This window comes from Pseudoduganella sp. jia 12 (assembly GCF_055502675.1).
This window is the reverse complement of the sequence record NZ_JBUXKP010000017.1, coordinates 104,132-115,485: the sequence shown is the minus strand read 5'-3', so window position 1 is coordinate 115,485 and position 11,354 is coordinate 104,132. Positions and strand designations below refer to the sequence as shown.

The 11,354-nt window shown below is 58.4% G+C and carries 15 protein-coding genes and 1 pseudogene; 14 read left to right on the top strand and 2 right to left on the bottom strand.

Features of this window, described 5'->3' with window-relative positions; all coding sequences use genetic code 11:
- Positions 1-999: pseudogene (locus tag ACY65G_RS28330) on the bottom strand (hypothetical protein); the annotation flags it as partial.
- Between the two features lie 75 nt (positions 1,000-1,074).
- On the opposite strand from ACY65G_RS28330, the gene ACY65G_RS28325 reads away from it, so the two are divergent.
- From ACY65G_RS28325 to ACY65G_RS28290, 8 genes are all read left to right on the top strand, one after another.
- The gene (locus tag ACY65G_RS28325; RefSeq protein ID WP_465000622.1) at positions 1,075-1,308 is read left to right on the top strand and encodes a hypothetical protein; all 234 of its coding nucleotides are present in this window, start codon (positions 1,075-1,077) and stop codon (positions 1,306-1,308) included.
- A 234-nt stretch (positions 1,309-1,542) separates the two neighbouring features.
- Entirely contained in the window at positions 1,543-2,094 is a 552-nt protein-coding gene (locus tag ACY65G_RS28320) for a hypothetical protein (protein ID WP_465000621.1), read from the top strand.
- Positions 2,095-2,294: 200 nt separating this feature from the next.
- On the top strand, positions 2,295-2,693 hold the full coding sequence (locus tag ACY65G_RS28315; protein ID WP_465000620.1) for a hypothetical protein: 399 nt from the start codon (positions 2,295-2,297) through the stop codon (positions 2,691-2,693).
- A 107-nt stretch (positions 2,694-2,800) separates the two neighbouring features.
- Positions 2,801-3,283, top strand: coding sequence for a hypothetical protein (locus ACY65G_RS28310; RefSeq protein WP_465000619.1), 483 nt, complete (start codon positions 2,801-2,803; stop codon positions 3,281-3,283).
- Positions 3,284-3,379: 96 nt separating this feature from the next.
- Positions 3,380-3,742, top strand: coding sequence for a hypothetical protein (locus ACY65G_RS28305; protein WP_465000618.1), 363 nt, complete (start codon positions 3,380-3,382; stop codon positions 3,740-3,742).
- Between the two features lie 870 nt (positions 3,743-4,612).
- Positions 4,613-4,930 carry a hypothetical protein gene (locus ACY65G_RS28300; RefSeq protein WP_465000617.1) on the top strand — a complete coding sequence of 106 codons (318 nt, stop codon included), beginning with the start codon at positions 4,613-4,615 and terminating at the stop codon, positions 4,928-4,930.
- 107 nt (positions 4,931-5,037) lie between these two features.
- Entirely contained in the window at positions 5,038-5,373 is a 336-nt protein-coding gene (locus ACY65G_RS28295) for a hypothetical protein (protein ID WP_465000616.1), read from the top strand.
- A gap of 15 nt (positions 5,374-5,388) precedes the next feature.
- Complete coding sequence (locus tag ACY65G_RS28290; protein WP_465000615.1) at positions 5,389-5,604, top strand: hypothetical protein; 216 nt, start codon at positions 5,389-5,391, stop codon at positions 5,602-5,604.
- Between the two features lie 628 nt (positions 5,605-6,232).
- On the opposite strand, the gene ACY65G_RS28285 is transcribed toward ACY65G_RS28290, so the two are convergent.
- Positions 6,233-6,649 carry a hypothetical protein gene (locus tag ACY65G_RS28285; RefSeq protein WP_465000614.1) on the bottom strand — a complete coding sequence of 139 codons (417 nt, stop codon included), beginning with the start codon at positions 6,647-6,649 and terminating at the stop codon, positions 6,233-6,235.
- 1 nt (position 6,650) lies between these two features.
- Here ACY65G_RS28285 and ACY65G_RS28280 point away from each other — a divergent pair, with 1 nt between their 5' ends.
- The 6 genes from ACY65G_RS28280 to ACY65G_RS28255 all read left to right on the top strand — a co-directional run bounded on the left by ACY65G_RS28280 (position 6,651) and on the right by ACY65G_RS28255 (position 11,354).
- Positions 6,651-6,989 carry a hypothetical protein gene (locus ACY65G_RS28280; RefSeq protein ID WP_465000613.1) on the top strand — a complete coding sequence of 113 codons (339 nt, stop codon included), beginning with the start codon at positions 6,651-6,653 and terminating at the stop codon, positions 6,987-6,989.
- A 694-nt stretch (positions 6,990-7,683) separates the two neighbouring features.
- Positions 7,684-8,361, top strand: a complete 678-nt coding sequence (locus ACY65G_RS28275; RefSeq protein ID WP_465000612.1) for an STY4526/YPO1902 family pathogenicity island replication protein — start codon at positions 7,684-7,686, stop codon at positions 8,359-8,361.
- 36 nt (positions 8,362-8,397) lie between these two features.
- On the top strand, positions 8,398-9,561 hold the full coding sequence (locus tag ACY65G_RS28270) for a PFL_4669 family integrating conjugative element protein (protein WP_465000611.1): 1,164 nt from the start codon (positions 8,398-8,400) through the stop codon (positions 9,559-9,561).
- Positions 9,562-9,602: 41 nt separating this feature from the next.
- A complete protein-coding gene (locus ACY65G_RS28265) occupies positions 9,603-10,208 on the top strand; it encodes a hypothetical protein (protein ID WP_465000610.1) in 606 nt (201 codons plus the stop codon).
- A 75-nt stretch (positions 10,209-10,283) separates the two neighbouring features.
- On the top strand, positions 10,284-10,730 hold the full coding sequence (locus ACY65G_RS28260; protein ID WP_465000609.1) for a single-stranded DNA-binding protein: 447 nt from the start codon (positions 10,284-10,286) through the stop codon (positions 10,728-10,730).
- A 51-nt stretch (positions 10,731-10,781) separates the two neighbouring features.
- Positions 10,782-11,354 carry a hypothetical protein gene (locus ACY65G_RS28255; RefSeq protein ID WP_465000608.1) on the top strand — a complete coding sequence of 191 codons (573 nt, stop codon included), beginning with the start codon at positions 10,782-10,784 and terminating at the stop codon, positions 11,352-11,354.

Below are 11,354 nucleotides of genomic sequence, written 5' to 3'. Positions count from 1 at the left end.
TCCAGCTGCTCGATGCTGCTTTCGCGCCACCGCGTGCCACCAGATGCTGGCCACGGCACGCCGGCCGCGCAACTGGTCGACACCGTGCGCGGTCGCCGGCGCCCGGGCCTGGCCTGCAGCACACCGCACGGCGCCCGCCGCGTCCTTCCAGCTGCTCGATGCTGCTTTGCCGGCGCCGCGGCACCACCAGGTGCTGGCAACGGCACGCGCGGGCCGCGCAGCTAGCGACGGCGGCGCCGATCGTCGGCGCCCGGGCATGGCCTGCAGCACAGCGCGCGGCGCCGGCCGCGCCCTTCCAGCTGCTCGATGCTGCTTTCGCGCCACCGCGTGCCACCAGATGCTGGCCACGGCACGCCGGCCGCGCAACTGGTCGACACCGTGCGCGGTCGCCGGCGCCCGGGCCTGGCCTGCAGCACACCGCGCGGCGCCCGCCGCGTCCTTCCAGCTGCTCGATGCTGCTTTGCCGGCGCCGCGGCACCACCAGGTGCTGGCAACGGCACGCGCGGGCCGCGCAGCTGGCGACGGCGGCGCCGATCGCCGGCGCCCGGGCATGGCCTGCAGCACAGCGCGCGGCGCCGGCCGCGCCCTTCCAGCTGCTCGATGCTGCTTTCGCGCCACCGCGTGCCACCAGGTGCTGGCCACGGCACGCCGGCCCGGCAGCTGGTCGACGCCGCGCGTGATCGCCGGCGCCCGGGCCTGGCCTGCAGCACACCGCGCGGCGCCCGCCGCGCCCTTCCAGCTGCTCGATGCTGCTTTCGCGCCACCGCGTGCCACCAGGTGCTGGCCACGGCACGCCGGCCCGGCAGCTGGTCGACGCCGCGCGCGATCGCCGGCGCCCGGGCCTGGCCTGCAGCACACCGCGCGGCGCCCGCCGCGTCCTTCCAGCTGCTCGATGCTGCTTTGCCGGCGCCGCGGCACCACTAGGTGCTGGGCACGGCACGCGCGGACCGCGCAGCTGGCGACGGCGGCGCCGATCACTGGCGGCCTGGCCTGCAGCATATATTTCCGACCGTACCTTGATGTAGGTCAAAAGCGGTTACTGGACATGTATGCTACCGTGCTACGATGGTGCACATGAACACCAATAACGACCCGAACAATGACCGCTTGCGTGCCCTCATCGAAGATGCAGGGTTGGCCCAAGCCGCTGCACTCGCTCTCTTTAATCGTGGCCTCATCAAACCCTATTCACTATCTGCATGGAAGGCTTTCCTGGCGGATCCAAATGCGGCCAGATGGCGCCGGTTCGATGATGTTCTCCTTTCGCACGCAGAAAAAGTACTCGGGAAGTTGAAAAAGACTGTTTGACATGGTGCACAAGTGCACCTACGATGTAGTTAAGGTAGTGCCTGACGGCGCGGTGGATAGCCTGCAGGGACAATGCGGTGCCGCCGGCGTCCCGTCGGCGTGGCAACACGTTCCACTGTGAGTCGGCAGGGGCAGAGGTATGTCCGCAGCCGCGATCGCAGCATATAGGGCCGCTGAAATGCGTTGCGGCGATTCGCCGATAACGTGTACGTCCGATAAGCGGCTACAGCAAAAGTGATCGACGTCGACGCCCAGCTCGGCCCGCACAACCGAACGAACCGCGCCCAGGCGGCGCTCGCAGCTGGCCGGTGCCGGCGCAAGGAAAAGCCTACGCCGAGCGAACTGCATGACGAGCTGGCCAAGATCGGCGCGGCCTGGTTGAAGCGCAACGGGTTCGCCGTTGTCGCCACCGATCTGACCGCGCTGGGATGCCGGGAGCGTGCCGACGTGGTCGGGTTTCGCTCGCAGTGTTCCGCGACCATCGAGTCTAAGGTAAGCCGGGCCGACTTCTTGGCCGACCGGAAGAAGTCACATCGAGAGTCGGGCGGGGTCGGGCTGTACCGCTTCTACATCTGCCCGGCCGGCCTGATCGCCGCTCACGAACTGCCGGCGCGGTGGGGGTTGCTACACGTCGACGGGAACCGCGTTACCGAAATCGCCAGGCCGCACGGGAACATCTGGCCGGGCCCGAAAGCAAACATCGCCGGCCGGGCAGAATGGCAGCACGAGACGGACAACGATGCGGAGCGCAGCGTGTTGCCCTTCATGGCGCAACTGTTGATCTAGGAGAATTTTATGAATGAGCTGGTACTGCTGATTGCTGGCACTCTACTTTCGATTGCCATCCCTACATTGGTATATCCCCGTTCGAGTTCGCGGTCTGCGTCTCCCCCAGTCGCGATGATGGGTGTTTGTGCGCTGTTCGCCATAGCTTGCGTAGTTCGCATTGCAATCCTGCTTATCGATTAAGAGTCATCGGAAAACGCATGGCCGCCACCGCGAAAGATAGCACTGCGTGCAAATGCGAGAGCAGCAGCAGCCCGCGCGTAGAGGCCTGCATCGCGGAGGTTATGGCGTGTCATCCTGGCACCACGCCAGCGGCGCAGGCCCGTTACTTCGAGGCCGTGCACCAGGAGTTGGCGCCGATGGCGCGCCAACTGGAGTTGGAACTGAACACGAAGATGGGTCACGCGGGTGCCGTGCTAGAGCGGCTGCAAGCGCAGGTGGACGAATGGCGCAATCGCGCGCTGGCTGCCGAGCGGCGCACGAACTGGCTGCTTGATCACCCGCTTGTGGTTCTCGACGTCACGAGGCGCTGGGACCCGGCGCAGGGCACTCTGATGGCATATCTGGAACACCGCGTGCGCCTGGAGCTTGGGGAATAGGAAAAAAAGGAAGCCAGATGCTGGCTGCGGCACGCCGGCCGCGCAGCTGGTCGGCCTCGGCACCGATCGCCGGCGCCCGTATCAAGGAACCAATATAGGAGAACGACATGGCACAAACGGCTTACGCCACAGGCGAATTTCGGGCGAGCCTGCTCATCGTGTCGCTGGTAGCGGCAGTGCTCTGCCTATGCATTACCGCAGCGATGTATGGCCTCAAGGAAGGATTCACGAGCTTGCGGATGCTGTCTACCAATGAGCATCTCGCGCTGGTGCTCGCAGACGAAGCACAGCGTGCCGGTGTGCTTGATCCGAACATGAGAGCAGTGTCGTGTGAGGCTGCAAGGCCAAATGGTTCGAGACTGTGCGGCGTGACTTTCAGCGACAGCCTGCCAGGGCTCCCTGTGGAGGTTGCTGTACTAAAGGATGTACCTATGTTTCCAGAACGGTTCACTCTATCGAAAAGCTGGTGGTCGGGGCGCTATGTGTTGAATACCGAGTATGACGGTTCTAGTTTTTCGATCATGGACTCCAACATTGGTTTGAATAGAACAGTACGCGAGGCGTTCTATCTCGCGGCCAGTCAAAGGTGACGGAAAGCACACCGCAGTGTTCACGGCCCGCGCGACGGGCCTGGCGCATTGGGAGGCCTGGCATGGTGCTTGGCCAAGTACAGAAAGGGAATCACCATGTTGAAGTGGATTTTCATAATCGCTATGGCTGTCGGGATGGTGAGTTGTGCTGTATCGCAGCATAGTGAGGCTGAGCGACAGCTTGCGCGAAACAAGGAACAAAGCATCCTGCTCGAAGGGCTAGAAAGCGCTAATACTCCAGTTGTCTCTCAGCTTGTCGATGACTGGCGAATGGCCTATCCAGAGCCGTCGGAGGAGAAGCTGACAGAATTGCGTGTCATCTCTCAGCGCGTCAAAGCCAACCCTACTTCTGCCGCTGAATTCACTCATAAAGCCAAACAGAAGAGTGCTGACAGGATAAACGAACATTTCACGCCACTTTTTGGCGGCAAGTTCAAGGCGGACGGGCCTGGCATCTGACGCCGGCAGCACCGCGGCCACCAATACAGCCCCAAGGCGCGTCGTGTTTCTGTTCGATGTGACCAGGAGACAGGGATGAACTACAAACGCGTACAACCTATCGCATATTGCATCGGCTGTGGTTGCCATGATTTCCATGCATGCGATGGCGGTTGTTGGTGGATTCGCGTCGACTACGCCGCGTTGGTTGGTGTCTGCAGCGAGTGTGAAAACGACGCGGCCCGATGGGATGCTGGTGACAGAAACGTGGCCCGAAACGTGTCCCCCGAGGACGAAGTGGTCAGCGAAGCTAGAGACTGCTTTCATTCCCTCGGCTAGTCGCACAAGCTTGAGCGAGGAAGGAAACCACATATTTCCTTGTCACTGGCGTACATGGCGAAGAGCACGCGCGCCTCTACTGGTAAGACCTGGCCGACTTGAGCAGGACATGCGTACCAAGAATCATCCATGGGCTACAACGATGCTACGCGTGAAGCAGATGCCTGGGACAACAGATGAGCGCAAACACGGGGGAACGCATGTGCAAAGATCGGCCAATTTTGTTTTCGGCACCCATGGTTCAGGCGCTCCTAGGCGGCACGAAGACGCAGACGCGGCGTGCACTGCGCGATCAGCCGATAGATGGCCGGCGGGTTTTCATGAAGGACGGTATGAGCTACATCAAGAACCCACATGGCACCGACATCCCACACTGCCATTGCCCTTACGGCCGGCCCGGCGACAGACTGTGGGTTCGGGAGACGCACCGGGCGATCTGGGGCCAGACCAGGTTACCTGATCGGGGTTGACTACCAGGCGGACCCGCGCGAGAAGTGGGCAAGGCTGGGCGACGAGATCGGCACGCCCACCAGATGGACACCCAGCATCCACATGAAGCGCGAGTACAGCCGAATCCTGTTAGAGGTCGTCAGCGTGCGGGTGGAGCGCTTGAACGAGATCAGCGAGAGCGATGCTGTTGCCGAAGGGGTTGGGATTGTGCAGGATCGATTGAAATCGGACCATGTCTACGGCTTGTATTGCTGCGGAATGCCCGATGGGAAATTGCACTACCGCGACAGCGCCTACGAGCTGTATCGTCAGTTGTGGGAGCAGATCAACGGCCCTGGAAGTTGGGATGCTAACCCATTTGTATGGGCAGTCGGATTCAAACGGGTTGAGATAGCGGCAGAGGTCGCGCTCACGGCATAAGGGGCACCAGAGCATCAGCCCGGTATAAGAGGAAAAGAAGATACGACTATCGTTATCTTCGAGACGTTCGCACATTGCGGGCAGATACACGAGAGGGAGGGGACGTGATGAAGTGGCTGAAGAGCTGGTACGACGGTGAAGGCCTGCTTGGCATGAAAGCCCGAAGAGCAATCTGGAGCGCATTAAAGCTACCAGAATCGGACTGGGTCAACGAGATTCTCGACCAACAGGATCAGATACACAACAGCCTGGCCCGGAAAACCGAGCGAGCAAACTATCGTAGACAATTCGTCGGCACGACATTGCCGCTCATACTGGCGGCTGCCGCTGGCCTGAGCTTTGCGATAACGGAGTGTGCCCCTAATTTGATCGGGCTTCCTGTCGCGATGGCGATTTTTCTGGTACTTGGCTTGGTTCTTTCGGCCTTATTCTGGCCAAATTAATCGAAAAGGAAAACGATGCTCTGGAAAAAGCTAGTTTCAAACAATTCATATCCAACCTATGTTGCTGTTCTGGAAGCTCATGAGGTGAACTCAGAAAAGCAAGCATACGGGCGCCGTGAGTTCCGTCTAAAGCTCGCCGACGGCACGCATGTTTATCATACCTTCGAGGCCGAGGAATATCGAAAATGGTGGTCATCCTTCCTCAAAGGCGGTCAGGTAGTCAATCCATAGTAACAACATGCCTGAGTCGTCGATGTAAGACATCATGGTCTAACGGACAACCATGCACCCTTTTTCGAGGACTACCGCCTTTGCGCTCTGCGCTGCCGCCGGTCTCGCTTGCGCGGCCCCTGGCCGTGACAAATTTCAGGTGCTTCCAAACGGAGACGCGGTGGTGGGGGTGGTGGTCGTGAACGAGCGGTATTGCGCCCGCGACGGAGCCTGTGCGTTGAAGTTCACTGTCGGTGGCAAAATGGGTGCGGTAGTTTATGCGCATGGCGACGTGGAAGCAGTGAAGCCCTGCGGGCGGGAGATGTTTAACATTGCGTGGAGCATTCAGGACGGGAAGCGGATCGAAGCACGCGGGCGATATCGCGATACTGGCGCCTTGCACGAAATCGACATATGCGCGACCGCAGATGCGTTCCTTCGGCCAATGCCTTGAACATTAGAGGCAGGAGAATGCATCATGAGGATCAAACCGAAAAGATAGCCTCACCGGCGGGGACCACTGGACCGTGATTACCACGTCGAAGCGGATCGCGACAGGCAATGGCCCTTGGGACGGGTATCGCTCAGCGGCTGCGCAGTTAGACGAAACGTTCCAGCTGCTCGATGCTGCTTTGCCGGCACCGCGGCACTACCAGGTGCTGGCCACGGCACGCCGGTCGCGCGGCCGGTCGGCGCCGATCGCCGGCGCCCGGCCTGACCTGCAGCACACCGCGCGGCGCCGGCCGCGCCCTTCCAGCTGCTCGATGCTGCTTTGCCAGCACCGCGCCACCACCAGGTGCTGGCCACGGCACGCCGGCCGCACAGCTGGCCGACGCCAGCGCCGATCGCCGGCGCCCAGGCCTGCAGCACACCGCGCGGCGACAGCCGCGCCCTTCCAGCTGCTCGATGCTGCTTTGCCAGCACCGCGCCACCACCAGGTGCTGGCCACGGCACGCCGGCCGCACAGCTGGCCGACGCCAGCGCCGATCGCCGGCGCCCAGGCCTGCAGCACACCGCGCGGCGCCCGCCGCGCCCTTCCAGCTGCTCGATGCTGCTTTGCCAGCACCGTGCCACCACCAGGTGCTGGCCACGGCACGCCGGCCGCACAGCTGGCCGACACCACCGCCGATCGCCGGCGCCCGGGCCTGGCCTGCAGCACACCGCGCGGCGCCGGCCGCGCCCTTCCAGCTGCTCGATGCTGCTTTGGCGCCACCGCGTGCCACCAGGTGCTGACCATGGCACGCCGGCCACGCAGCTGGTCGACGCCGTGCGCGATCGCCGGCGCCCGGGCCTGGCCTGCAGCACACCGCGCGGCGCCGGCCGCGCCCTTCCAGCTGCTCGACGCTGCTTTCCCGGCACCGCGCCACCACCAGGTGCTGGCCACGGCACGCCGGCCACGCAGCTAGTCGACGTCTGACAACGGTATGTCAACAGTTTTTCTTGCAAATCACTGACGGCTACGTGTCGCACTCCAGCGACGCTTTCATCTCACTATCCGCTCGCGATAACCTGAGTTCGTTCGTGCAAAGCGCGGGCCACTAGTCGGATACTCTCTGTTCGCACTCGGCCCGGTAACCATCATCAATTTCCATTATGTAATAAGTGTAAAACCACCGAATATATCTTTGCGTTAACTCAGTAACTTCATGTGACAAAAATATGTTGACATGACAAAGATTGTGCTAAATTGACCGTGCGGGGTTGGTCGGTGATTTACTCTTTTTGGCTTGCGATAAGCACGTTACGTTATCGCGCCTTCACATTTTCGTATACTGCGGCCAACTCCTCATGTTCATGAGGAGTTACGATGCTCAACATTAACCGCAATAGCTTACCGTGTGGCAGTCGGGCACACCCCGTGCCTGGTCACCATATTGCTGGGCTAACCCATCCCATCTCATCGCATTTCCGATCTGCTTTGCCCGGATGCTCCACGCATGCCGCGTACGAGCATTATCCATGCCGCCTGTCCCCGCCAAATCTTGTGCCTACAGCCATCGCTGACTCACAAGGCCAAATGCCACTTAATGCTCCTGCCATCAACGCTGCATGCGTTCTGGGGTTTAATTCCAATGTAATTCCCAGGAAGGGAGAACCAACATGATAAAGCTCGAGATAAAAGACCCGATAATCAAAACGCTAATCATGGAGGAACTTCTTCATCAGGCGGAGATCAACTCTCATGCACTCGTTCAAGGTGGCATCAATGGAGAGTGGTTGCGCACTAACCTCGGCCAAGAATCCCGAGATCTAATTCGTGCGAACTTGCGTTCCACGCAATACTCGGACGTCGAGTTCACGGTTACGATCAGCGAAGCGCAAATCAGCCATGCGATGACTCGAGCGGCCGACGAGAAACGGGTCAAACACATGATGGAGTATTTCGTCCGCCACGGCGCATCCATTAATTTACTGCGGAAAATGTTCAAGATGGGCAAGCACGAAGTCCAGGCCGCAAAAAACCTTCTCTCTTCCGAACACAAACTGGGCCGGCCCCAAATGCCTGCACCCATCGTTAGGGAGTCGATTCACCAAGAAATGCACAAGATTTGCAAGGCAAACCCGAGCGCACACATTCGCGAGCATTTGTACATGCTGCATCAGGCATTTTCGCAGTACAGCTTAGCTACGCTGTGGCAGGTCATCAACGAGTTCGGGCCTGTAGACGGCACCCTGATACCAACTAACGCCGGTACCCCTTCCCAACATACGACGTGGCAAGGCGGTAGCTGCGTGCATAAACAGTCACGAGCAAAAACTAAAATTACGAATGTGTAATCATACTCATAGTGAGAAATCCTGGGGGAGCTAAAAATGAAACGTACCGAAAAACAGCAGTTTGACTCAGGCGGTAGCAAAAATCTCTCGTCGCAGAATCTGCCAACAATAGCGGACGTGTATTCATCGATACCAGCGCCTTTCTCAACATCGAAGGCAGTGCATTTTGAAACAGACGATGATTCTCCGTTCCCTGACAGATATGCAATAGAAAAGGAACGTGCCGCTCTTGAGGATCTGATTGCTTCAGTCGATCCTGATCCTTCGGATCCGCGTTATCCGAGGTATATGCTTTACCTGGACCGTAGTTCCGAGATCCAGGCAATGCAGGATGAATACAATAACCGCGGTGGAGCGGAAAGTGTGGTCACTAGTCAAGAAGCGACCGGGATGAAATCGTTGGGATCCCTGATCAACTCAGGGGAGGACACGATGACACTCCACACAAAGGAAGCATTTCGTCTATTTATGGGTCGAGCAAAAGACCCGAACGGCCAATATCCGCATATCGTTGGCGGAAAGCGAGTAGCCGCGGCCTTGAAGACTCTATGGCTCTTATCGGGCGCGGACAATCCGTATGCAGACTGGGCGCTATTAAGGCATGAGGAACTCATGGCCGATATCGATCGAAAACTTGGGCACGAGGTAGGTAGACTGAAACAGAAGTTGGACGCCCAACGTGCCAAAGGCCTGGAGTATTCAATACTGCGTTCCGCGGATCCCAAAATTTTGCTACTCGGCTTCAAGAGTCCGTATGGGTACGCCATTAGTGATCTGGTCGTTCAGTTTGACTATTATGTACGAACAGTCAAGACGCTTGTCCGGAAAGATCAAATGAGTGATGACCAAGGGCGACAAAGTATCCGGGAGCTGACACGATCGATACGCGCGGCCTTCATCGAAACCGCTCGGTTTGAGCGCCTACTCGTGCGCCCAGAATTGCGAGACCTCTGTCGTGCCGATTTCGTTCCTGGCGCTTCAGGCGAAGCCGCAAGTCGTCAAGCAGCAGTATTAGAACTTCTTGGCCCCATTCCCCCCGATATTTATAGCGGGCGCCTACAGCCGCGACATTCGCGTAGGCGCATCAATCTCGGGCCGCAAGAGAAGGCCCTGTTGGCACATGTCAGTGCTGAATTGGGACGCCAGCAGTCATCGAAAATGGACCACGATGACGATGCCTCAATGCGCGGTCTTTTATAACACGTCATTATTTGGCAGTATCCCCAAGTTTGGAGTGATCAATGCTACTCAAACGGAACAAGGATGCACGGCAATCCCAGCATGCTGCTGAGCCACTAAATGGCGCGTTTCCCCTTGCTCCAGTGCCTATCAAGCTTAAACGGGGTGGTCCAAAAGCCCGCGCGAACGGTCTGGCGGATGGCACAACTGTCATGTCAACGTCGGGGGATGGGGCAGGGATCGGGGCTCGTCAACATCGGGTTGACCGAAAGGCCTTTAAGGGTAGGGGCGCAGCGCGCGAGCTGATGAAGGCCAGACAGGCTGTTGACAAGGTCCATGAGGACATGCGCAACCTGGCTGAAGCAACGAAGTCCATCAAAGGGCGAACCTTCTACCTCTCGCTACACGCCCGGGCCGCGACAGGTCAGCTGTCGCTGCGGTGGCGCAAGGCTGGCGCCACTGATACTAGCCATATCCCTTGGGACACCCTAGAGGAATACTTCAGCAAATTGCCCGATGAGCTTGTGCATTGGTATCAAACCGTTAATCAGGTCGCCATATCGTTAAATGCGCAAGAAAAGCTCAATCGGTCAGTTTTCAAGTATGCCGCTGAAACAGCACAAATCAATTCGCCGACCAATCACCCGGCCCCCAAATCTACAAGTTAGCCATTCGATTTCTCGCGAAGGCTGGCCGGCGCGCAGCCTTATGCGATCAGATCAATCGCGCCATTGGAGATTGTCATGCCAAATAAGTTTGAAGGTGTCGGCAACTTGGCCGACGCGCCGGCTATCAAAAACTGCATTGCCGGCAATGGCCGTAAGTTCAAAGCGGCCGAAATGCGAATTTTCTTTGACGACTACGCGCGCGACGACGATGGGAATTACTCCCAGACCGGTGGTATCTGGATGAGAGTTACCGCCTACGATCATAATGCCGAAAGCTGCGCTCGGCTTTTGCAGAAAGGTGCACGCGTCAAAGTCGAAGGCCGCCTCGTTCAGTTTCCGGCGCGAGATGAAGGTGGTAACGAGGTTGACGTTTCCGCCGTTGAAGCAAGCCATGTTTATCTATCCATGGCGCGGGTGGGCAATATTGAATTTGCGGCGCCCAGGGGGCGAGCAGCAGGATCGAACGCTGACGATCAGTCTCGCCAACATCCTGAGTATCACGAGCCTGAACCACAATTCTAATTGGCGTTCGCCGGGCCTGTTCGTCAGGCTCGGCGAAAGAGAGGAAATACCATGCGCAGAATCATACTCATTTTTTCATCATGCCTGGCAGCCGGCACGTTTGCCGGGTGCACAACGGTTGATCCCACTCTGGGCGGTATTCTAAAAATCGAATCCAACGGTGAGCAGATAAGCAAGGGGGGCGCCAACCAACGTCAACCTGTGGAATACACTTCCACTAGTAGCAAAAGAACCGCAGAGGCTGGTTGCTACTTCGTTGATGGTTTGAAAAAGTCTGTCGATGTTGATACGTTGTATGGCCGCGCTATGCGCACTTTCGCTTTCAAGTCTCCGGAACAAGTTGCTATCCATAAGAAAACAATCGACCGTACCTACACGCTCGACAACGGATATAAGCACGAGAAACAAGCGGGATCGTATTACCATCTCGCGCAGACGGTTCGATACGAGCTTTCGCCAGGACAAGCACGGCCCATTTGGCTTGAACTTCAGTTTACGAAGAATGGTACCGGCGCTGATGTGGTGGCAGAGTACTGTGTGAATCCGGCAGACTCAACGGTCAATAACACGACAGTTCGGCAAAAAATCCAAGAGAAGATCAGAAGTGCATTGTTTACTGGCTAA